Source organism: Streptomyces sp. NPDC003035, from assembly GCF_042888285.1.
GTDB lineage: Bacteria > Actinomycetota > Actinomycetes > Streptomycetales > Streptomycetaceae > Streptomyces.
Map to the genome: position 1 here is coordinate 197,387 of NZ_JBIAPJ010000011.1, position 21,073 is coordinate 218,459.

Annotated in this window: 17 protein-coding genes and 4 pseudogenes; 9 read left to right on the forward strand and 12 right to left on the reverse strand. The window is 68.9% G+C overall.

Translation table 11 applies throughout. From position 1 onward, the window contains the following. Nucleotides 1-8: 8 nt before the first annotated feature. The gene (locus ACFYV5_RS31110) at nucleotides 9-575 is read right to left on the reverse strand and encodes a hypothetical protein (RefSeq protein WP_389173893.1); all 567 of its coding nucleotides are present in this window, start codon (nucleotides 573-575) and stop codon (nucleotides 9-11) included. Nucleotides 576-1,190: 615 nt separating this feature from the next. After that, nucleotides 1,191-1,433, reverse strand: coding sequence for a DUF6411 family protein (locus ACFYV5_RS31115; protein WP_389173895.1), 243 nt, complete (start codon nucleotides 1,431-1,433; stop codon nucleotides 1,191-1,193). 67 nt (nucleotides 1,434-1,500) lie between these two features. Between ACFYV5_RS31115 and ACFYV5_RS31120 the strand changes: the two are divergent. Then, nucleotides 1,501-1,770: pseudogene (locus ACFYV5_RS31120) on the forward strand (transposase); the annotation flags it as partial. Between the two features lie 106 nt (nucleotides 1,771-1,876). Here ACFYV5_RS31120 and ACFYV5_RS31125 read toward each other — a convergent pair. The 3 genes from ACFYV5_RS31125 to ACFYV5_RS31135 form a co-directional block, all read right to left on the reverse strand. Then, on the reverse strand, nucleotides 1,877-2,188 hold the full coding sequence (locus ACFYV5_RS31125) for a hypothetical protein (RefSeq protein WP_389173898.1): 312 nt from the start codon (nucleotides 2,186-2,188) through the stop codon (nucleotides 1,877-1,879). A gap of 434 nt (nucleotides 2,189-2,622) precedes the next feature. Next, complete coding sequence (locus ACFYV5_RS31130) at nucleotides 2,623-3,075, reverse strand: hypothetical protein (RefSeq protein WP_389173901.1); 453 nt, start codon at nucleotides 3,073-3,075, stop codon at nucleotides 2,623-2,625. Between the two features lie 2,022 nt (nucleotides 3,076-5,097). After that, nucleotides 5,098-6,264, reverse strand: coding sequence for an ADP-ribosylglycohydrolase family protein (locus ACFYV5_RS31135; protein ID WP_389173904.1), 1,167 nt, complete (start codon nucleotides 6,262-6,264; stop codon nucleotides 5,098-5,100). A 102-nt stretch (nucleotides 6,265-6,366) separates the two neighbouring features. Here ACFYV5_RS31135 and ACFYV5_RS31140 point away from each other — a divergent pair. Further along, a pseudogene (locus tag ACFYV5_RS31140) lies at nucleotides 6,367-6,564 on the forward strand (DUF6343 family protein); the annotation flags it as partial. Nucleotides 6,565-7,044: 480 nt separating this feature from the next. Continuing rightward, nucleotides 7,045-7,875 (forward strand): NAD(P)H-binding protein, encoded by an 831-nt coding sequence (locus ACFYV5_RS31145; protein ID WP_389173906.1) that lies wholly within the window; start codon nucleotides 7,045-7,047, stop codon nucleotides 7,873-7,875. Nucleotides 7,876-8,950: 1,075 nt separating this feature from the next. Here ACFYV5_RS31145 and ACFYV5_RS31150 read toward each other — a convergent pair. Beyond that, nucleotides 8,951-9,337: a DUF4440 domain-containing protein gene (locus ACFYV5_RS31150; RefSeq protein WP_389173909.1), complete on the reverse strand. Its 387-nt coding sequence runs from the start codon at nucleotides 9,335-9,337 to the stop codon at nucleotides 8,951-8,953. Between the two features lie 585 nt (nucleotides 9,338-9,922). Between ACFYV5_RS31150 and ACFYV5_RS31155 the strand changes: the two genes are divergently transcribed. After that, complete coding sequence (locus tag ACFYV5_RS31155) at nucleotides 9,923-10,162, forward strand: hypothetical protein (RefSeq protein ID WP_389173912.1); 240 nt, start codon at nucleotides 9,923-9,925, stop codon at nucleotides 10,160-10,162. A gap of 70 nt (nucleotides 10,163-10,232) precedes the next feature. Here ACFYV5_RS31155 and ACFYV5_RS31160 read toward each other — a convergent pair whose 3' ends face one another. From ACFYV5_RS31160 to ACFYV5_RS31175, 4 genes and pseudogenes are all read right to left on the reverse strand, one after another. Beyond that, complete coding sequence (locus ACFYV5_RS31160) at nucleotides 10,233-10,835, reverse strand: GNAT family protein (RefSeq protein ID WP_355113000.1); 603 nt, start codon at nucleotides 10,833-10,835, stop codon at nucleotides 10,233-10,235. 73 nt (nucleotides 10,836-10,908) lie between these two features. Further along, a pseudogene (locus tag ACFYV5_RS31165) lies at nucleotides 10,909-11,769 on the reverse strand (IS5 family transposase). A 498-nt stretch (nucleotides 11,770-12,267) separates the two neighbouring features. Then, the gene (locus ACFYV5_RS31170) at nucleotides 12,268-13,386 is read right to left on the reverse strand and encodes a fatty acid desaturase family protein (protein WP_389173914.1); all 1,119 of its coding nucleotides are present in this window, start codon (nucleotides 13,384-13,386) and stop codon (nucleotides 12,268-12,270) included. Between the two features lie 7 nt (nucleotides 13,387-13,393). Next, the gene (locus tag ACFYV5_RS31175; protein ID WP_389173917.1) at nucleotides 13,394-14,449 is read right to left on the reverse strand and encodes a ferredoxin reductase; all 1,056 of its coding nucleotides are present in this window, start codon (nucleotides 14,447-14,449) and stop codon (nucleotides 13,394-13,396) included. Between the two features lie 86 nt (nucleotides 14,450-14,535). Between ACFYV5_RS31175 and ACFYV5_RS31180 the strand changes: the two genes are divergently transcribed. Then, nucleotides 14,536-15,675: a PucR family transcriptional regulator gene (locus ACFYV5_RS31180; RefSeq protein ID WP_389173919.1), complete on the forward strand. Its 1,140-nt coding sequence runs from the start codon at nucleotides 14,536-14,538 to the stop codon at nucleotides 15,673-15,675. A gap of 466 nt (nucleotides 15,676-16,141) precedes the next feature. On the opposite strand, the gene ACFYV5_RS31185 is transcribed toward ACFYV5_RS31180, so the two are convergent. Beyond that, nucleotides 16,142-16,366, reverse strand: coding sequence for a DUF6458 family protein (locus ACFYV5_RS31185; RefSeq protein ID WP_389173922.1), 225 nt, complete (start codon nucleotides 16,364-16,366; stop codon nucleotides 16,142-16,144). 148 nt (nucleotides 16,367-16,514) lie between these two features. On the opposite strand from ACFYV5_RS31185, the pseudogene ACFYV5_RS31190 reads away from it, so the two are divergent. Further along, nucleotides 16,515-16,634 (forward strand): annotated as a pseudogene (locus ACFYV5_RS31190) (acyl-CoA thioesterase II); the annotation flags it as partial. 203 nt (nucleotides 16,635-16,837) lie between these two features. Here the strand turns inward: ACFYV5_RS31190 and ACFYV5_RS31195 are convergent. Further along, nucleotides 16,838-18,916, reverse strand: a complete 2,079-nt coding sequence (locus tag ACFYV5_RS31195) for a SpoIIE family protein phosphatase (RefSeq protein WP_389173925.1) — start codon at nucleotides 18,914-18,916, stop codon at nucleotides 16,838-16,840. A 293-nt stretch (nucleotides 18,917-19,209) separates the two neighbouring features. Here ACFYV5_RS31195 and ACFYV5_RS31200 point away from each other — a divergent pair, with 293 nt between their 5' ends. The 3 genes from ACFYV5_RS31200 (at nucleotide 19,210) to ACFYV5_RS31210 (ending at nucleotide 20,954) form a co-directional block, all read left to right on the forward strand. Beyond that, on the forward strand, nucleotides 19,210-19,422 hold the full coding sequence (locus tag ACFYV5_RS31200) for a hypothetical protein (RefSeq protein ID WP_389173928.1): 213 nt from the start codon (nucleotides 19,210-19,212) through the stop codon (nucleotides 19,420-19,422). Between the two features lie 34 nt (nucleotides 19,423-19,456). After that, the gene (locus ACFYV5_RS31205) at nucleotides 19,457-19,612 is read left to right on the forward strand and encodes a hypothetical protein (RefSeq protein ID WP_389173931.1); all 156 of its coding nucleotides are present in this window, start codon (nucleotides 19,457-19,459) and stop codon (nucleotides 19,610-19,612) included. A gap of 373 nt (nucleotides 19,613-19,985) precedes the next feature. After that, entirely contained in the window at nucleotides 19,986-20,954 is a 969-nt protein-coding gene (locus tag ACFYV5_RS31210) for a YihY/virulence factor BrkB family protein (protein WP_389173934.1), read from the forward strand. Nucleotides 20,955-21,073: the final 119 nt, after the last annotated feature.

Sequence of the window (21,073 nt, forward strand, 5' to 3'; positions counted from 1 at the left end):
CGCCAGCGTCAGCCGTTCGGGGCCTCGAACGTATTCACCGCAGTGCGGAAGGTTCCGTGACCGGGCTGAGCGGCGTTGATCAGCACCACAAAGTCCGGCAGGGCTCCCGGAACGGGCCGTCCCCCCTTGTCCTGGCTGCCAGCCTCAGCCTGCCAGTCGAGCAGGTGGACAACCACGGCACAGTTTCCCTCGGGAACGGGGTGCTCAAGCACGCCGTCCGAGACGTCGGCGCTGACGTTTTCGATGCCACCTACGAGTGCACGACCGCGGGAGACGAAAAGGTAAGGCTGAGAAGCAACCAGCTGGTGGGCTGTCTCTCGCCCGGTCAACTTGGCCGGCGCGGCCGCAGTGCCCGCACGGACCAGAACACCGAACGCGCCATCTCCGCCGACGTTGAGCGGAACAAGAGAACCCGCCTGGATATGGCCGGCGATGTCCTCGTCCTCCAGGAGCTCGTCCTCCCAGGTGTCGTAATCGACGACGGCCTCGAACCGCTGCGGATCCCACAAGACGAGCATTCCCGAGTCCGTGGCCACCGTCGCCGAAACCTCATGCAAGGGCTGCTGAGCAGTCACTCGCTCCTCCGGTCATCTCGCTCGCTGCATTCGAATCGGCTGATTCTCCCAGCAAAGAGCCACGACCTACCTGGCGGGGCCGCGTCACGCCAAAACCAGGGACCACTCCAGGTAGCCACCACCACCGGATACGGCGCCCGCCGGCGCCGCTTCGGACCGCCCAGCCGAGGCCGCCTCAAACCGTCACGGCCAACGGAATCCCGGTCTCCCCGCAGTGGCGAGGAGGACAGCAGACCCGAGATGCCTCAAATGTCCACTGAGGAGTCGCTGACTATGGAGTCATATCTCGCATGCAAAACTTGCTCTGGACGCCCCTAAACGGAGTCAGAACTGACCTACCACTGGAGTGGGTTGTCACTGACGCAGCCAACCTGGCGTGCGTGCCAGGCCGGCAGGACGGTTTCGACGTCGGAGAAGTACGTGTAGAGCGTGGCCCGCCCGATGCCGGTCTGCCCGGTGGTCAGCTCGATCTCATCCTTGCGTGTGGAGATCGCTGCTCTTCGGCGCCGCGATCGCGGCGCCGCGTGGGTACCCGGCGCTGTACGCCATCTGGTGGCTGTCGAGAGTGCATCCAGGGGGAGCTCCACCCGCCGCAGTCATGCTCGAGCACGGAAGTCAGAACGGCATGCGGCCTCGGGCGCGTCGGCCGGCGGAGCCGCTGTGGCCCACCGCCTTGGAGCTGCTGCGGAAGGGCTTGCTGAAGATCCGGCCCAGTATTCCGGGGGCTTTGCCGCCGGCCCGTGAACCGGCTCCCAGGGTGCGCTGGGTGCCGCGTTCGGGGTGCCGGGACAGGCGGGGCAGGAAGAAGCCAAGAACGGCCAGAACGATACAGACGGCAACGATGCCGACAACCATCATGAGGGACTCCCTGGGGTGAGGTGTGTGTGCCGCCTGCCCCGGCGACCAGAGCTCATGCGCCCGCACCTACGCCGGACAGCTTGTCGACTGGGCGAAGAAGTACCTGAACCTGACGCTGAAGACCGTCAGCCCACCGAAGAACGCGGTCGGGTTCGTCGTCCTGCCCCGCCGCTGGGTGGTCGAGAGGTCGATCGCCTGGGTAATGCGCGCCCGCAGACACTCCCGCGACTACGAACGTCTCATCCAGCACTCCGAATCCCTGATCACCTGGGCCGCTATCACCCCGATGACCAGACGAATCACCCGCCGACAGTCCCGCCGGGCCAGCCAGCCGCCCTCCCGCGAACACACACGGGACTGACCGCGCTCCACCTGTGGACCGCCAACTCCACTCCAGAACGTCTGTCATGCCGGCTCGGGAGCAGGCGCCCAGTACTTGGAGCTCAGACCCCATTGCCCCAACCGAAGGTGATGTTGTACGCGCGCTGGAGTGCGTGTCGGCCATGGTCCCCGTCGGCGTAGGCCCATGCGAGGGCTGCGGCGAACCAGAGCAGGAAGATTCCGCTGACGATACCTAGAGCGACCAGCTTGCCGTACCAGCTGAGGAGGACCACGGCGACGGTCACGATGACCGCGCCGACGTGGGCTCCCCACAGGTCGAGCGACGCAGCCTTGCGTGCCGCTCTGCTTTGGGCCCGTTCTGCGGCGAAGCGCTCCTCGCGAACAGACTGCGGTTCGCTTTCGTCGAAGTTCATCTATCCCCCCTGGTCCTGACGCTACCTGGACCCGGACCACGTCGGCAGAGAAGCACCGTAGGGATATGGATCAGGTACTCACCGTAGGGTCGGCAGGATGTGAATACCCCCGACTTCGTGCACTGGGACCGGGTCTCACGGCCCATACCGTTCCGGTACCTCCCGCCACGGGGCATCAAGCCGGGTCCGCCACCGGTATGCCGTCTATCAGCTGCCGCCGCGTCCACACCTGCGGCTGACCCGGCTTGATGCCCCGCGGCAGTAACGGCTCAAGCCGGGCCCACTGGCCATTCGTCAGATCTCCACGTCCCTCGAGACGCGATCATGAACGAACAAGATTCACTTTCACAGCCCCTGGGCCGACGGCGCCCGTCGGGCGACATGTGGCCGGCACTGCTTAATCGAGGGCAGTGCCGGCCGCCTCGTTTCCGCGTTCAGGACACGTGCAACTCCCGGTCCTGGACGGCTGCCGGCCGGTCCTCCTTCCGTGCCGCCAGCGCGATGAGCACTCCGGAGACGGCGCCGACGAAGAACGGGGACGGCACAAGAAGCACGCCGCCCAGCACGCACCACAGCGCGATGCCCAAGCCGGTCCAGGCCGGCACGCTCACCCCGCGGCCGGCGAAGTGCCATATCAGGCACCCCAGCAGAATCATGGGCACGGCGAAGCTCCCCGGACCCGCCCAGAAAGTGACGGAGTTCGTGAGGGACTCCACTGTCTGCGGCGCCCCCTCCGAGAGGTCGAGGGGGACAGCCGCCCACATCCCCCGCTCCACCCAGCCGGTGACGTCGTCCCAGGCGCCGAGCGCCAGCAGGATCAGGTGTCCCGCTCCCAGCACGAGCATGATCCCGCTCGCCCAACGGAGCAGTCGTTTCCTGGAGTTCAAGGGGGCCTCTCATGTATACGGTGCCGTACAGTTGGTGTGTACGGTAGCGTACAAATGAAACTGACAGCCAGTGACGGAAAAAGTCATGGACCCGGTCCCACGGCCCATACCGTTCCGGTACCTCCCGCCACGGGGCATCAAGCCGGGTCCGCCACCGGTATGCCATCTATCAGCTGCCGCCGCGTCCACACCTGCGGTCGACCCGGCTTGATGCCCCGCAGTAACGGTTCAAGCCGGGCCCACTGGCTATTCGTCAGATCTCCACGTTCCACGAGACGCGATCACGAACAAACAAGATCCACTTTCGCGACAGCCCCTAACGGCAACCTCAATGGCCGTCACGCGCACCCTGCTCCTCAACCCTCGGTTGGGCCGAACCGGGGGAGGTGCCCCTAATGTGTTTGGGCAAGTGCCAGGCCGACCACGCCCACGAGACCATGAACCGCTACGTCGGCCGAGAGGACACCGCCGCACCACACCCGATGCGCGACCAGCGCGCGCCGCCCGCAGCAGCTGGACCGACACCGCAGGCCAGAAGTCAGCCGCTGAGCGCACCAGTGGGGTGCACTCGATGTGGCCGATGCCCACCGACGATTCCGTGCACTCTCCGGACGGATGCACGACATCGTCCAGGAGCGCACGACATCGCCGGTGACTTCTCTGAAGGCGAAACGATGACGCCAGCGCCGCCAGACCCGACCCCACTCCCGCCCACGACCGTCCGGAACTGCCCGCCCTGCGACAAGCCCGTCCCATCGTCACCCTGCTGGCCACTCCCCAGGCCGCGCGACCCACCATCCCAGCAGCAAGCCGGGACGCGATCCCCATGCGCAGAAGCTGACACCATCCGACGGAAATCGGCAGGGCACGATCAGTCGCCGTTCACTACTGTCACATGGGAAAGGATGTGGACATGGCACTGGTCACAAAGGGATCGCGGCTCATCAACGTGGACGGCACCGCCTACCGGTGGCGACTTCGCGGAAGGCCGACCTATGACCTGGGACTGGCCCGATCACCCCTCGCCTACGCGGTCGAACACGCCGACACTCCCGGCACCACACTAATGATCAGCACCAACCAGCCGCATCCGAGCAACTGGTTCGGAACCCGAGGCAGCCCGATCCTGCCCGCTCAGGTCGCTGACAGCATCCGCGCCGCTCTCACCGACGGCTGGACGCACGAGAGCCCCGGTCACCATTCCACCTCGACGAGTCAGCGGGCTTCGTCTCGTCTCACTGACTCGCCACACGCTCAAGGGCTCACCGACCCAGCGATCGGTGAGCCCTTCTGCTTCCCACTCCCCACTTTCCCAGTTGGTTCACCTCGTGCACCAACTGGGGCGAAGAGCAGCAGTGGGGAATCGGGCTCTGGCCGGAGTTCCGTGAAATCCCAATGCAGGACGGACGGCTACGGGGTCGGCCACGGCTGGCCGTCAGGTGCCGTGGCTGGACGGCTGGCCACCACGTAGTCGACGTACTCGTCGCCTGACATGGACTGGTTTACCCAGTGTTCGCGTACGGCTAAGAGCGGCGTGCAGATAGACCTCGTAGGTCCCTCGAATCGGCCGTATCCCCACCCAGTGGATACCCAGCCGCTCGGGACTTCCAGACGGTCCGAGGAACTGATCGACACAACGGCCCCGCTTGAGGGCGCCAAGGATGAATGGTTCTGCCAGATAGCGCACGGCGGACGACTACGGCGTGATGAGGATTCGGGTCCGAAGGAGATCGAAGGAGGCCCTTCCGTACATCGTCCTCTTGAGGGTTTTGACTCTGTTGACGTGGCCTTCGACGATGCCTGAGCCGGTAGTGAAGGGTGAGTCCGGCAGTGACGGCATCGAGTCCTGTCGGAGGACGCCTGCGAAGCCGCCTGGGGCATCTCGGCCCCGATGAGGCTGAAGCCGGGGTCGGCGAACAGGCGCCCGGTGAGTACGGCCTCACCGCCGCCGCCGACAACGACGACGCGACGGCCGTCTCGTACCGCTGCGGCACACCCGCCCGCCGCTTCCGCCCGCCGGGCTCAGTGCTCGCGGGACGGGTCGAAGGAGTGCACCGGCACCCCGGGCGCGAGCTCCCCGTGCTCGAACTGCAGGCTGAAGTCCTCGGCCAGTTGGGAGATCGCCGTCCGGCCCTCCGTCAGCAGCAGCCACTGCGGCGGCAGTCGGACGTCACCCACCGCGGCGCCCAGCAGGTTCCCGCAGATCGAGCCGGTGGAGTCGCTGTCCCCGGAGTGGTTGACCGAGAGCAGCAGGGCGTCCGCCACCGAGGCGGTCGGGGCGAGGAAGCAGTGGACGGCGATGGCCAGCGCCTCCTCGGCGACCCAGCCGGCGCCCAGGGTCTCCACCCGTTCGGCGCTCGGCGCGCCAGGCTCGTCCGCCAGGTCCACGGCGGCGCGCAGCGCGGCCGTGGTCTCCTTGTGCCCGGTGTGCCGGCGCAGCAGCTCCATCGCCCGCAGCACCGCGCCCGTCCTGGACTCGCCCCGGAGCAGGTACGCCACGATCGCCGCGAACGCGCCGGAGGAGAGGGCGGCGGTCGGGTGGCCGTGCGTGATCCGGGACGCGGCGGCCGCCAGCGCGAACGCCCTGGACGGGCTCCCCCCGGTCAGCCCGAACGGCGCGGACCGCATCACCGTGCCGCACCCCTTGGACTGCGGGTTGACCGGCCCGGGCTCCCCCGGCGGGGCGCAGGGGTCGGGTACGTGCCCGGCGGTGACCCCGGTCAGGCAGGCGTTGCCGGGCGCGCGGCGGGCGTACAGCCAGGGCAGCGTGCGCAGCCAGCCGGTACGGACCGAGTCGCCGCGGGCGGGCGCGGGCGGCGACGGGTAGTTCTGGGTGTCGAGCCAGCGCTGGTACGCCTGCTGGACGCAGCCGACCTCCGCTCCACCGATGCCCTTGGCGAAGGCCCGGGCGTGCGCCCTCATCAGACCCTCAGCCGTGAACAGCGTCATCTGCGTGTCGTCGGTGACACGGCCGGTCACGCCTTCCTCGTCCGGCACCATGCCGGTGACGCCGAGGTCGCCGTACGTGCGCCGGATCGCGGCCAGGGAGAGGAACTCGATGGGGTTACCGAGCGCGTCGCCGATCGCGCCGCCCAGCAGGCAGCCGCGGATTCGGGAACGGCGTACCGCGATCTCCTGCCAGCCGGCTCCCTGCGTGTCCGCGTCCCGGCCGTTCATATGCGCCCCCATGTCGATGTCCGCCCAGCCCCTGTCGATCCGTCCCGGTGAACGGCGGCGGTGCGGGTGCATCCTCTGTAGGCCGAGGTGGCCTCGCGAGGAGATGCGACCGTCATGCGTACCGGGAATCAGCCCCGGACCGCACGCAGTCCCGTGCGGATGCGGTTCTGGCTGAGTCTATGGGGTCCGATCCGGGCCGGTCTCGGCACGGCCCTGTTCGCGGCGGCCGGCCGCCCGGGCTGGGCGGCGTCCTGCGGGGTGCTGTTCCTGGTGGTGGCCGCCGGCATGGTGATGGTTCTGCGCGATCTGCGGTAGGGCCCGCAGTACCAGCCGGGCCGTGACGTCCCGCCGTACGAGCCGGACCACGCACCTCATGCGGAGCCGCCGCCCATCTGCAGCGCCAGGAGGTAGTCGAAGCCCCGCTCCACCTGCTCGGGCGTCAGCGGTGTACGGACGGCATCAGGTACGGCATGGAGGTCTCCTCAACTGTCGGTCGCCGCGCGGATCACGACGACTCCCAGCAGTCTCGGGCGGTCGCCCGTGGACAGAGGCAAGAGATTTGGCCCTGCTCCATGGGATGGGGTGAACCGTGTGACATTGCCTCGTAGTTGGCCTCTTTGATCGCCAGTTGGCCAGTGACACCCGGTGACCAATCTCGCTTCGGGAGTCGGCACAGCACCTGACGGCCGCTCCGGCGAAGCCGGTCCTTGACCTGAACCTTGGTTGATGTACGAGAGTCGTGTCATCGAACGGCGAGACGAGGAGGTTCCGATGACACAGCCCAGGATCCTGGTGACCGGCGCGACAGGAAACGTCGGCGGCGCGGTGGTGACCCAACTGCACGCGGCGGGCGTGCCCGTGCGGGCGCTGGTGAGAGGGGAGGCGGACTTCCCGGAGGGTGTGCAGGCGGTACGCGGCGATCTCGCTGATCCCGCGTCGCTGGACACGGCTCTGGAGGGCGTCGATTCTGTCTTCCTGGTGTGGCCGTTCCTGACTGCCGAGGGCGCGTCGGACGTGATCGACGCGATCGGGAAGCGCGCCCGGCGGGTGGTGCACCTGTCATCCGCCGGGGTCGGGAGCGAGAAGGAGGAGCCGGGCGAGGCGATCACCATGTTCCACACCGAGCTGGAGCGGCTGATCGAGGCATCGGGTCTTGAGTGGACGGCGCTGCGGCCCACCGGGTTCGCGAGCAACACGCTGGGCTGGGCGGAGGAGGTCCGCACGACCGGTGCGGTGCGGGCGCCGCTGGCAAGACTGGCCCGCCCGCTGATCCATGAGGCGGACATAGCTGCCGTCGCCGTTCAGGCGCTGACGACCGACGCCCTACTCGGCGCCCGCCCTCTGATCACCGGCCTCGAACTGATCACCCAGGAACGGCAGGTGGCGCTGATCAGCGAGGCGATCGGGCGGCCAGTGCGGTTCGAGGAGGTTGCACTGGAGGAGGCCATCGAGCGGATGAAGGCCGCAGGCTACCCGGCAGAGCTGGTGGAGGCCGTGTTGCCGGCCCAGGCGGAGATGCTCGACAATCCGGAGCCGGTCAACGATGAGGTGGAGCGGATCACGGGCACCCCGGCCCGATCCTTCCGGGAGTGGGCGGTGGACCACGCGGCGGACTTCCGCTGAGAGGGACGCCAATGCACGTTGACATAGGCGTCCGAAGCACCGGATCTCGGCTCCGCAGCCCAGATGCTTGACGCAGAGGTGGGGCCGCCTGCTCAGGGAAGCCCCGAGTGGTTGAACCGAGCAGGTCGGGAGGCTATATCGCGGCAATGGCGTGCCGTCACTCAGAAGGATCCGCACCTTGACCGCGAAAGCACCCTGAGTGACCACACCGTCTCCGCGCTGGCCAACTACCCGTCAACGAAATGGCCAACTACGAAGCAGCGCCATCCCGTGAGTCGCTCTGTTCACCGGCCCCCTGGCCAACAATGCAAGCAAGTCACAAATCGGGCCGCAAGGGTCAAGCCTGGCCCCCTTGTCCAGCTGATGGCCCGAAGGCCGGCCCCGGCAGCCGACCCCTTGCCCGGGTGCGTCACCCGGCCGCGCACGCCACGTTTCTCCTTGACCTGCCTCGCTGGCGGCGGCCGTCAGACTGCGGTCAAGGTGTGCTCCTGCACGCTGCTCCTTCGAAACGACCGCCCCGACCGGGGCAGCGAAGGAGACGAGACGATGACGACCACCCACCCGAAGGCCGGCAGCCACAACGCTCGGGCCGATCACACCGGAAGGCCGGCCCGTGGCGGGCAAGCCGAAGTGGGCTCCTTGGGCGCCCACTGATTCTCACCGGGCAGGGCGAGCCTGTGAACGTGCGGGTGCCCGTCGGTGCCGTCGAAGCCGACATGCCGCTCCTCGTCTGACCGGTGAGGTTCCGGGGGAACCTGAGCCAGCCGGCACGGCCGCTCCGCTGACGGTCAGCGCCCACGGAGCGCGCTGCCGAAAGCGGCGAGGAACCCAACCGTGACGACGGTAACGATGAGTCCGAAATGGGCGCCGCTGGTACTCGTACGCAGCATCTCGTGCCTGATACGACGGTCTTCCGCGAGGACCCGCTCGTACGCGTTCCGTTCTCGCCCCTCACCGTCCTGCTTCTGCGGACCTGGCTCCACAAGTCCCCCACACAGGTCCCGGCCCAGGCTCTCATCCCCACAGACGGCAAGCCTCGCCGGACCATTGTCTTTCAGCGACTGAGGAACACGCTCTAGTCCACGCTGGGCGGCACGCGTGTGGCCTGGTGGTAGTACATCCGCCAGCCTGCGGCTCCGTCCCCTCGGCGCCAGATCGAACTGTGCCTGGTCTTGCGCTCACCGAGTAGGGTCTCGAACGTCAGATGCACCAGGCCTGGGGCGAGCAGCACACCCGACACGTCTGAGGGCTCGAAGCGGGGAGGGTCCAGCGAACTGCCTGGGCGATCGGGCAGTTCGGCGAGCATCGCCTCGTACGTCCACCGCCGCCCAGACCCGCCCACCTCCACGAATTCCGGGTCGAGGAGTTCCCCGGCGCGTTTCCGTGAGGCACGGACATGCGGATCCATGAGCTGCAATTCACCCGCGATCGCCTGGTTCACATCGTCTGTTGCATCGTCCATGAACGCATCCTCACTGAGCCCACCAGCCCCGCCGCAACCGAATTCACCTGCCGACACGTGGGGTCCGACGTCATCCAGAGGACACCCCTGTCTGTCACCGATACCTGGAGGCCGGACCTGAGGGTCGGCGGTCCCTCAAGAGTGCTCCTACTCCTCACCTCCCCACACCGTCCAAATCGGATCGAGTGAGGAAGAGAAGCAGCTCCGGTCGATTTCAAGGCTCTGGCCGCAGTTTCGTGAGCGGCCGTACTTGATGGGGCTGCCTGCGAGGCCTGCACGAGCTGACGGGATACCTGCCGCTCGAGACCGTCATCGGCGCCGCCAGCCACCTGCACGGGACCGTCGGCCGCATCATGCTGGAAACCGGCCTGGCCCACCTGCCCGAACTGGACCCTGACCGGGCGGGCCCCGCTGCGACAGAATTGACCGGGCGGGTTTGCCGGTTGAGTACGCTGAGCGCCCGCAGCGGCGGACGATGAGGTGGGCATGACGCCGAGACCGTCGGTGGACGAGGCCGTGGGACTGCTTGAGGACTGGTGGCCGGGCGGCGGGCGCTTGCTGACCTTGACACGGAAGACGTCTGGCTTGCCTACCTGCACGGCGCCACGCGCACGGCCAGACAGCCAGGTCGCCGCCTCGCTGGACCAGGTCGAAGGCCACGAAGTGCGCCGGCCACTCCCGCGCCGCCTGAGCGGCAGCTGCCCCGCGGCGGGCGAGCCGCTGCTGCAGCTGCTCGAACGCGAGCTGTCCCGCTCCCACGCCACCAGCTCGCCATCGATCGCGGTGCCCGCCGGCAGCTGCGCCAGGGCCGCTGCCCGGATCTAGAGCCTATCTCTTTGATGCTCTGAGGAGTGTGGCGCCTGGCTCGGCTGGGTGTTGAACAAGTGCCCCGCGGTCAGGCGTCCCAGGCACGAGGACGGTTCAGCTTTTCCCACTCGGGGCGGAGTAGCGAGAACACGGCGAGGTCGTGGCGGCGGCCGCGGTGGAGGCAGGCGGCGCGGCTGACTCCTTCCTGGGTGAAGCCGGACTTGGCAAGGACGGCGAGCGCGGGGGTGTTGTCGGTGTGCGTTTCCGCCGTGAGCCGATACATCGGAAGTTCGCCGAAGGCTAGGTCCACCACGGCGTCCAGAGCAGCGGTGCCGTGGCCTTGCCCGCGATGTCGAGCAGCGAGCATCAGCTCAACCTGGGCTGTGCCGTTGACGATGTTCTGGCTGGTCAGTGCGACATAGCCGACAGGGGTGCTGCCGGAAGGGTAGATGAGGAAGTCGTCGCGATCGTCGTCCTCGATGTCGCGCTCGATGCGCTCGCGCACAGCGGTGAGTGAGCGTGGCCAGATGCCTATGTGGTGGGCGGCTACGGGATCGGATCTCCAGCTGTGTATGAGCTCGGCGTCGTCGATGTCGAGCGCTACAAGGCCGACGGACTTGGCCCGCCAGGAAAGCTCCCTTTCGGCCTCTGCGTCATGCTCGTCGCCTGCAATCCTGATGTTTTCGGTCATAGGCGGATGCTATGGGTACCTTCGGGCCGGGACCACCGCGTTTCTCCGCTCAGTGGCGCGTCGTCATGCCTGGTCAGCGACGAGCCCAGATAAGGATGGCAGCCAGGTGGAGTGCAGCCTGATACGCGATGGCAAGCTTGTCGGTTCGCATAGCCAGGCCGCGCCACTGCTTGAGCCGGGCGATGCACCGTTCAACGGTGTTGCGCTCCTTGTACGTCTCGGCGTCGAAGCCAGGCGGGCGGCCTTCGGCGCGGCCTCGGCGTAAGCGGTGGCCGACCTGGTCCGCGGGCTGCGGAATGACGGCCCGAATACCTCGGCGACGGAGATGCCCACGGATCGCGCGGGAAGAAAAGGCGCGATCAGCGAGGACAACCGCGGGCCGGGTTCTTGGTCTGCCGGCCCCGCTTCGTGGAATCCGGATCCCGACCATGACCGCCTCGAAGGCCGGCGCGTCACCGGCCTGGCCCGCAGTGACATGGATGGACAGAGGTCGTGCCCGCGGCTGTCACTGGCCAGGTGGACCTTCGTGTTCAAGCCGCCACGTGAGCGTCCGAGGGCGTGGTCCTCGGGCTCGGACCGGCCAGGCGCCCCCTTTTCCTAGCACCGGCGGAATGCTGGTGGGCCCTGCAGACGGTGGAGTCCACCGAGACCGTCCAGCCCACCTCGTTATCGGCATCCGCCACTGCAAGTAACGCCGCCAGGACCCGTGCCCATGTGCCATCCATGGCCCACCTGATCAGGCGTTTGTGTGCAGTCTGAAAGGGGCCGAGCTCTTCTGGCAGGTCGCGCCAGGGTGAGCTGGTGCGGTACTTCCACGCGATGGCTTCCAGGTTCGGCGGTGGTTGGCCCACCGTCGTCCACGGACCGGATCGGCCGGCATCAGCGGCTCGATCCGGTCCCACATCGCATCAGTGATCACTAACCGTACGAACACATCCGATCAACTGATCAGTTGATCAAAGAGACACGCTCTAGGGGAACGCGGCCGTCACGTCCGTGCCGCGCCGTGAGCGCAGCAGCACCCGCCCGCCCGCGTACACGGCGAGCTGAGCGCGGTAGCCATCGCACTTCGGCTCACCCGCCCACCCCCCCCCGGCAGCAGCGCAGGGTCGGACACAGGGGCGACGAGCATCGGCTCCGGCAGTGTCCAGTCACAGCCCATGCCTTCCACCCAGCCCGCCCGTCGGCAAACCGAGTGCCCGTACGCACCCGACTACCGGCCCAACCACGGCAGGTCAGCGCACTACAACACCTCGCCGCGGGCTGTGTGCTGAGCTCCTTGCCTACGTCCAGGCAGCGCAGCCGGACAATGAGCTGCCCCGGATCCCGTGTCGTACGGTCCGACGTCGCGGTCGCCTACCGTCCGCAACGGATCTCACCGAATCCGGCGGTGCCGCCGGTTCGGCCGAAAGATCTGAACCAATACGGTGATTCAGGCCGCGACGAGCTCCTGCTCGCGGTCCAGCGTCTTGACCTTGGGCTTCTTGTTCGGCAGCGAGAGCCGGAAGACCTTGCGCCACGCGGAGAACACCTGCTTGGGCAGCGGCCCGGTGACGTACTCCAGCTCGTACTTTTCGAACAGCGCGCGCACCTTCACCGCGACCTCGGCGTACCGGTTGCTCGGCAGGTCCGGGAACAGGTGGTGCTCGATCTGGTGCGACAGGTTGCCGGTCATGAAGTGCATGGCCTTGCTGCCGCTGATGTTCGCCGAGCCCATCATCTGGCGCAGGTACCACTGGCCGCGCGTCTCGCCCTTGATCGACCGGCGCTCGAAGACCTGTACGCCCTCGGGGAAGTGCCCGCACATGATCACCGAGTGGGTCCAGATGTTGCGGACCAGGTTCGCGGTGAACGTGGCGGCGAGCGTGGTGAGGAATGACGGGCCCGACAGCAGCGGGTGGATCACGTAGTCCTTGAGCACCTGCTTGCGGATCTTGCGGCCCACGGCCTTGGCCCGCGCGCGGAACTCCGGGCTCGTGCGGCGGCGCTTGGACAGGTTCTTGCCGAGCTCCAGGTCGTACGCTGCGATGCCGTATTCGAAGAAGCAGGCGTTGATGAAGTTCCATAGCGGCTGGCCGAGGTGGAACGGGTGCCACTTCTGGTCCTCGTCGACGCGCATGATGCCGTAGCCGAGGTCGTTGTCCTTGCCGATCACGTTGGTGTACGTGTGGTGCAGCTCGTTGTGCGAGTGCTTCCACTGCTCGGACGGCGAGACGTGATCCCACTCCCAGGTGGTGGAGTGGATCTTCGGGTCCCGCATCCAGTCCCACTGGCCGTGCAGGACGTTGTGGCCGATCTCCATGTTGTCCATGATCTTCGCCACGGACAGACCGGCGGTGCCGAGCAGCCACGCCGGCGGGAAGATCGAGAACAGCAGCACACCCCTGCTGACCAGCTCGAGCTTGCGCTGCGCCGAGATGACCTTACGGATGTAGGCGGCGTCTTTTTCGCCGCGGCTGGCGATCACCTCGTCGCGGATCGCGTCCAGCTCGCGGCCAAGCTCCTCGATCTGCTCCGCGGTCAGGTGGGCGGTGGGGTCGATGGCGGTCAAGGTGCTCCTACCGTTCGATGTCGCAGGGGCCCGCCGCGGCGGACACGCAGGTCTGGATGAGGACGCCCGGCTCGGCCTCGGTGATCTCGCCGGTGCGCAGGTCGCGGACGGCGCCCGCCTTGAGCGGCGTGATGCAGCCGAAGCAGATGCCCATGCGGCACCCGGAGGGCATGAGCACGCCGGCCTCCTCGCCGATGTCCAGCAACGGCGTGGCGCCGTCCGCGTCGACGGTCTTGCCGCTGGCGCTGAACGTGACCTCGCCGCCGGCGCCGGCGACGACGATGCTGGGGCGGAAGCGTTCGGTGTGCAGGCGCTCTTGTACGCCGTAATCGGTCCAGTGCTCTTCGGCGGCGTCGAGCAGGCCCGCGGGCCCGCAAGCCCAGGTCTCGCGCTCGGCCCAGTCGGGCACGAGTTCGTCGAGACGGGCGATGTCGAGCATGCCGTCTGTGTCGGTGTGCACCTCGGTGAGCCGCAGCTTGTTGTCCGCGACCAGGTCGTGCAGTTCGTTGCGGAAGATCACGTCCTGCGGCTGTGGCGCGCAGTGGACCATGACGACGTCGTCGAACTCGATGTCGCGCAGCATGCCCATCACGGGCGTGATGCCGCTGCCGGCCGTCAGGTAGAGCACCTTGGCGGGCTTGGCCTGCGGCAGCACGAAGTCACCGGTCGGCTGGTCGAGCTGGATCAGCGTGCCCGGTTTCGCTCTGCGGACCAGGTGGTTGCTGACCTTGCCGTCCGGGATCGCCTTCACGGTGATCGTGACGCGGCCGTCCTGGCGGTTCGTCGGCGAGGTGATGGAGTAGGCACGCCACAGGCGCACCCCGTCGACGTCGACCCCGATCCGCACGTACTGACCGGCTGTGTGGCCGCGCCAGCCCCGTCCCGGCCTGATCACGATAGTCGCGGCGTCACCCGTCTCGGGGTGCACGGCCTCGATGCGCCCACGCAGGTCAGCGCCCGCGCGCAGCGGGCTGACCAGGTCGAGGTAGTCCGACGGCAGCAGCGGCGTCGTGACCATCTCCAGCAGTTTCCACGCCCTGCTGCGGAGGGCTGCACTCGTCATGACTCCAGCCTGCTACGCCTCAAGGGGTAAAGTCCTGACCGCAGGACGTAAATCTGGTCGGTTGAATTGTTCGCAGGGAACAAAACGTGAGCCATGCAATCCGGAGGGCCAGCGAACTGGCCCTGGATGAGACGACGGTCACCGCACTTCGGGCCGCGCTGAAGACCACCGCCGACGAGGTCGTCCAGGCGATCATCGATGAGGTCCCTTCCTACGCCAACGCCCTTTCGGGCCGCATGGGCGGCACCATCCGCCGAGCCGTCCGTACCGCCCTGGGGCACTACCTGGACCTCGCGAGCGGGAACGCCACAGCCGGCGACGCCGGAGACGCCGCCTACGAGCTGGGCCGCGGCGAGGTGCGCTCCGGCCGTTCGATGGATGCCCTTCTCAGCGCATACCGCGTCGGCGCCCGCGTGGCCTGGCGAGGCCTGGCAGCGGGTGCCGTACCCGCAGGTCTGCCCGCCGCCGAGGTCGCCAAGTTTGCCGAGCTGACCTTCGCCTACATCGACGAGCTCTCCGCCGCGAGCGCCGCGGGCCACGCCGACGAACTGGCCGCCCGGGGCAGGGCGCACGAGCGCCACCTGGAACACCTGGCCCGCGACCTCCTCGCCGGCGCGAGCCCGGACGTGCTGCTGGCCTCTGTTCAACGGGCCGGGTGGCAACCTCCGGTTTCGCTGACCGCGGTCCTGCTGCCCGCCGCCCAGGCCCGGCCTGCCTACCGCGCGCTCGACCCGAGCACCCTCGTCCTCGACGATCTGCCGGACGCCACCGGTGTGCTGCTCGTCCCCGATGCGGACCGATCACATCTCTTGCGGCAGCTGACCGGCCGCACCGCCGTGGTCGGCCCGGCCCGGCCATGGACTCGTGCGTCCGCCTCGTACGCACGAGCCGTACGCGCGCGCTCCCTCTCCTCTGATATCCGCGACACCGAGGACCACCTGCCCGAGCTCGTGCTGAGCGCCGACGCGGACGCGTTCGCAGACCTGCGTGCCCGAGCCCTCGCACCGCTGCGGACCTTGCCTGTGGCGACCGCACGGCGGCTGGAGGAGACGTTGCGCGCGTGGCTGCTGCACCAGGGCAGGCGGGACGAGGTGGCGGCGGCGTTGTTCGTCCATCCCCAGACGGTCCGGTACCGGATGTCGCAGCTGCGGGAGCTGTTTCCGGATCTCGCATCGCCACACCGGGTCCTTGAACTGACGCTGGCGGTCGGTCTTCGGGTCAGCTGACGAGTACTGCCTCATTCTCGGTGCCATCAGCTGACCGATGTGGCCCCGCCAGGCCGGCGGCCACGGGTACTTCGCGCACCGCTGGTTGGGCAGGTGTCGGGAGGGCGGGCTGAGAAGTGCGCCGGTCGGGATACACCGCCGTGTGAAGGAAACCGTTGATGATTCAGAGTGCGGAATCCGTGAGTGCGGGCCCATGACGTCGTCGACGTCGGTGGCCACAAGATCGGCGTGCTGGAGGCCGTCTACGTGGACACCAGCAGCGACGAGCCGGCCATGGCCACCGTCCAGGTCGGGATGCCCACGCGCCGCCACCTGGTTTTCGACCCGCTGACCGACGCGGCCCGGCCGGGGGGGGCGCGGGGCGGGTGTCTGTGCCGGGCTGTGTGGTTCCGGGATGCGGTCGTTCCCTGGGCGTGTGGTCGTTCCCCGGGCGCGGCCGCGCCTGGGGTGTGGTTGTTTGTGGGTGTCAGTGGAGGTCGCGGTGGTCGTCTTCGGTGACTGTGGGGGCGACTGGCGGTACGACCATCCGGCGGCGGCGCAGGATGCTGGTGTATACGGCTGTCCCGATGATCCCGACGGCCATCAGGATCAGCCCGACCAGGTCGAGGTTCACCCCGTCGAGCTGCCAGTCGGACGCGAAGGTGAGGATGGCTCCCACGGCGATCAGGATGATGCAGGCTCCCAGACCCATGAATTCCTCCTGGTGGGGTCGGATGGATCTCGCGTACCCCGCTGTCCGCCCGTCATCCCCTGTGCGGGGCAGGGAGCTGGGCCCCGCCCTGCCGGCCGGCGTCCCCTGCCGGCCGGCCCCGCCCCCTGCCTCGCTTCGTTCCGCCGCCTTGCAGGGTCTGCGGGCCCGGGTCCGGGGTCTCCGTGGGCAGAGCCCGCAGGAGTCGCTGCGACGGGTCTTCGGCGGGCAGGTCGCCGGCCAGGCCCTGGTGGCGGCCGGGCGCACCACGGGACACACACACCAGTGGCAGCGGCGAGAACAACCGCCGACACACACCGGCTTCAAGGCCTCACCGGCCGCACGGCCATCCCGCACCACCCGCTCCACCTGGCAGACGATCGGCACACCGGGCCGTCCCGGCCGCAGGAAGCAACGGTGGGTGTTGTCGTTGTTCGGCCGGTGCTGGGTGGTGGGGTGTGGGTGTGTCAGGGGTTAGCGTCGGACGCGGGCGAGGAGGAGGGCGACGTCGTCGTGGTCGCCGGGGTGGCGTAGTGCGGCCAGGAGGTGATCGCAGGTGTATTCCAGGCCGCGGTGTGGTCCGTCGAGCAGTGTGAGAAGGGCTTCCAGGCGTTGGTCGATGTCTTCGTCGCGGGTTTCGACCAGGCCGTCGGTGTAGAGGAGCAGTTGGTCGCCCGGGTCCAGGTCGACGGTGGTGGTGCGGAAGGGGACGCCGCCGACTCCGAGGGGGGCGCCGGTGGGCAGGTCGAGCAGTTCGGGTCGGTGTCCGGGCCGCATGCGTACGGGGGGCAGGTGTCCGGCGGTGGAGATGTGGCACTGTGCGCCGTGGGGGTCGTAGAGCACGTAGGTGCAGGTGGCGATGTAGGGGTCGAGTCCTGTGGTGATCCGGTCGAGGTTGCGCAGTACCTCCGCCGGTGCCATGTCCAGTCCGGCCAGGGTCTGGGTGGCGGTTCGCAGTCGTCCCATGGTGGTGGCGGCGTTGATGCCGCTGCCCATGACGTCACCGACCACGAGCGCGGTCCGGTCGCCGCTCAGCGGGAGGATGTCGTACCAGTCGCCGCCGACCTCGACCGCCGCGCCGGCGGGCTGGTACCGGGAGGCGACTTCGAGGCCGAAGGCGTGTGTGGGCGCGTCGGACAGCAGGCTGCGCTGGAGGGTGAGTGCGGTGTCGCGCTGGCGCTGGTACCAGCGGGCGTTGTCGATGCACACGGCGGCGCGGGCGGCCAGTTCACCGGCCAGGGTGGCGTCGTCGTCGGTGAAGGGCAGCGGGTTGCGGGCGCGTACGAGATCGAGCGCTCCGAGCACCTCACCGCGGGCGATCAGCGGGACGGCGAGGTAGGAGTGCACGCCCGCCCGGGCCAGCAGGGCCGCGGCTCTGGGGTCGCGGGCGATCAGCGACAGGTCCGCCTCGTCCACGTGGGGCACCATGACGGGCCGGCTGGTGTTCACGCACCGGGTGACCAGGCGGTCGGCCTCGTAGAGGGCCACCTGGCCGGGCGGGTCGGCCGCGGCGGTCGCCGCGCTGGGGTAGGCGGCGGCGACCGCCAGGGCCCTGAAGACCGCCGGCCCGTCGGCCGGGGCGGGGGTGCGGTGGCCGGCCAGGGCGGAGTCGAGGACGTCGACGGCGGCGATGTCGGCCAGTTCCGGCACGGCGACATCGGCCAGCTCGCGGGCGGTCTGCTCCAGGTCCATGGTGGTGCCGATGCGCACGGAGGCGTCGGCGACGACGGCGAGCCGGTGCCGGGCCCGGTCCGCGTCCGTGGCCGCCCGGTGCCGGTCGGTGACGTCCACCACGGAGATGGCCACCCCCAGTACCTTTCCGCCGGTGTCCTCCAGGCGGTAGAAGGACACCGACCAGGCGTGTTCGGTGTCCGGGTCGGCCTGCGTACGGCCCAGGGTGTACCGGTCGAGCAGCGGTGTGCCGGTGGCCAGGACCTGCCGCATCGCCGACTCGACGGCGCCGGTGTCGAGGAACGGCAGCATCTCCGCCACGCTCCGGCCCAGATGCTCCTCGGCGGGCACGCCGTTGATCCGCTCGAGGGCGGGGTTGACCCTGACGTACCGCAGATCGGTGTCCATGACGGCCAGCCCGATGGGGGACTGGTCCACCAGCCGTACCGACAGCGCCAGATCGCGCTCCACGCGCCGCAGGAGCGCCTGGTCGGTGGCCAGCCCCAGCGCGTACATGTCGCCGAGGTCGTCCTCCAGGCGCATGTTGCGGAACTCCAGCAGCCGCGTCCGGCCGTCCTTGTGCCGTACGGGGAAGGTGCCCGCCCAGCTGCCCTCCCCGCCCATCACCTCGGCGAACAGCCGCAGCACAAGACCGACGTGCTCCTCGGCGACCAGAAGCTGGGCGGCGTGCCGGCCCAGCGCCTCCGAGGCGCTGTAACCGATCAGCGCCTCGGCCTGCGGGCTCCAGAACACGATCCGTCCCTGCGCGTCCAGGACGATCGCCGCCACACCCAGCACGTCCAGCAGCCCGCCCCGCGGCCCCCCGCTCAGCTCCGCGCGCCCCGCATCGCCCAGATCGGCCTGAAACCCGTCCGTGTCCATCGACCAGCCGCTCCTCCCACCCCCCGGGGCACGGTCACGATCAGTTACTCCTCCATCCAGCAGGCGGCACCGTGACCACCATCGTCTCCCCGCGCCCTCGCTCCCGCAGCCGCTGAGCGACCGGGCCCTCGCTCCCGCAGCCGCTGAGCGACCGGGCCCTCGCTCCCGCAGCCGCTGAGCGACCGGGCCCTCGCTCCCGCAGCCGCTGAGCGAGCGGCATGCCGCCTGCGCCTCCCGCCGGGCCGGAACCGCGTCCTTGACCTCACCTTTGCTTGAGGTACGGCAGTCGGCGCATGACGATCACCAGCAGCGGCACCGTTGTCTTCCGCGACATCATGCGCATGACCGGCGGCCACCTCGGCGGCTTCCGGCACGCCATCGCGCAGGCGGTCGCCTTCGCCGAGGAACACGGCCCCCAGCTCATGGTGGACGTTTTTCATCGACGAGGAGCGGACCCCGCTGGCGCACAGCTTCCTGCTCTACCGCGACTGCGACGCCGTCCCTAACCCACTGGCGGCTCTCGGGCCGTACATCCGCGACGTGATGGAGTACTGCACCGTCCAGCACTTCGAGGTGTTCGGTGAACCGGACCACGACATCGTGGCGGCCCTGAAGACCCCCGGCGGCGCATCCTTCCGCTTCGTCGTCGTCCCCCGCCTCGCCGGCTTGCCCCGCCTCGAGCGGCCGGCGAGGTGAGGGGGCTTGCCACCTCCGGCGGCTCGGGACCAGGTGTCCGGCCGTCTGCCGGTCGATGCATGAGACGGTCGTGAGGGGAAAGCCGCCGGGCATGGCACGCACACCGAAACAACAGCCCGGTGACAACGGCGAGGCCGCCCCCGGTCCTGGTTCTGCCCCTGGCCCCGGCCCCGGCCCCGGCCCCGGTCCTGCCCCAGGCCCCGGTCCTGGTTCTGCCCCTGGCCCGGGCCCCGGTCCTGGTCCTGGTTCTGCCCCAGGCCCCGGTCCTGGTCCTGGTTCTGCCCCTGGCCCGGGTCCGGGCCCCGGCCCAGGCCCCGGTCCCGGCCCTGGTCCTGCCCCCGGCTCTGGCTCTGGCGGGGCCGGGGGGCCGGGTTTGGACGAGCAGGTGGAGGAGCGGGCGCCGGATCGGCTCTCGGACCTGCCGAAACGGTCGTGGAAGGCGGTGCTGCGCGGCACGCTGAAGGAGTTCAAGGACGACGAGCTGGCGGACCGGGCGGCGGCGCTGACCTACTACGGTGTGCTGGCGCTCTTCCCGGCTCTTCTGGTGCTGGTGTCGCTGCTGGGGATCGCGGGCGAGTCGGCGACCAGGCAGGTGCTGGACAACCTTCAGAAGCTGGCCCCCGGCTCGGCCCGCGATGTGATCAGCAATGCGGTCCAGCAGCTGCAGGGCAACGCCGGTATCGGCTCGCTCATGGCGATCGTGGGTCTGGCCGTCGCGATCTGGTCCGCCTCGGGGTATGTCGCCGCGTTCATCCGCACCTCCAACGCCGTCTACGACATGCCGGAGGGCCGCCCGGTGTGGAAGGTGCTGCCGCTGCGCCTGGCCCTGACCATCACGCTGATGGTCCTCGCGGTGGTCAGCGCGCTGATCGTGGTGTTCAGCGGCGGCCTGGCCCGGCAGGCCGGTACGGCGCTCGGGGTGGGTGACACGGCGCTGACGGTGTGGTCGATCGCGAAGTGGCCGGTCCTGGTCCTGCTCGTCATGGTCATGATCGCGATCCTGTACTGGGCCGCCCCCAACGCCAAGGGCCGCGGCTTCAGGTGGGTCACCCCCGGCAGTTTCCTGGCCCTGGTGATCTGGATGATCGCCTCGGCCGGCTTCGCGTTCTACGTCGCGAACTTCGGCTCCTACAACAAGACGTACGGCACCCTCGCCGGAGTGATCATCTTCCTGGTGTGGCTGTGGATCACGAACCTGGCCATCCTGCTGGGTCTGGAGTTCGACGCCGAGCTGGTCCGCCGGCGTGCCATCGCCGGTGGGCTCCCGCAGGACGAGGAGCCTTATGTGGAGCCCCGGGACACCCGTACGTGGAGTGACGAGGACCGCCGCCGCCTGGAATGACCCCCCGTCCCGCGCCGGCCTCCGTCCCGCGCCGGCCTCCGTCCCGCGCCGGCCTCCGTCCCGCGCCGGCCTCCGTCCCGCGCCGGCCTCCGTCCCGCGCCGGCCTCCGTCCCGCGCCG

What these genes read in the sequence shown, in the direction of transcription:
- ACFYV5_RS31115 (WP_389173895.1), bottom strand. Translation starts at nt 1,433, where the DNA reads ATGATGGTTGTCGGCATCGTTGCCGTCTGTATCGTTCTGGCCGTTCTT.
- ACFYV5_RS31125 (WP_389173898.1), bottom strand. Translation starts at nt 2,188, where the DNA reads ATGAACTTCGACGAAAGCGAACCGCAGTCTGTTCGCGAGGAGCGCTTC.
- ACFYV5_RS31135 (WP_389173904.1), bottom strand. Translation starts at nt 6,264, where the DNA reads ATGGGGGCGCATATGAACGGCCGGGACGCGGACACGCAGGGAGCCGGC.
- ACFYV5_RS31150 (WP_389173909.1), bottom strand. Translation starts at nt 9,337, where the DNA reads ATGGACGATGCAACAGACGATGTGAACCAGGCGATCGCGGGTGAATTG.
- ACFYV5_RS31160 (WP_355113000.1), bottom strand. Translation starts at nt 10,835, where the DNA reads ATGACCGAAAACATCAGGATTGCAGGCGACGAGCATGACGCAGAGGCC.
- ACFYV5_RS31175 (WP_389173917.1), bottom strand. Translation starts at nt 14,449, where the DNA reads ATGACGAGTGCAGCCCTCCGCAGCAGGGCGTGGAAACTGCTGGAGATG.
- ACFYV5_RS31185 (WP_389173922.1), bottom strand. Translation starts at nt 16,366, where the DNA reads ATGGGTCTGGGAGCCTGCATCATCCTGATCGCCGTGGGAGCCATCCTC.
- ACFYV5_RS31195 (WP_389173925.1), bottom strand. Translation starts at nt 18,916, where the DNA reads ATGGACACGGACGGGTTTCAGGCCGATCTGGGCGATGCGGGGCGCGCG.
- ACFYV5_RS31200 (WP_389173928.1), top strand. Translation starts at nt 19,210, where the DNA reads ATGACGATCACCAGCAGCGGCACCGTTGTCTTCCGCGACATCATGCGC.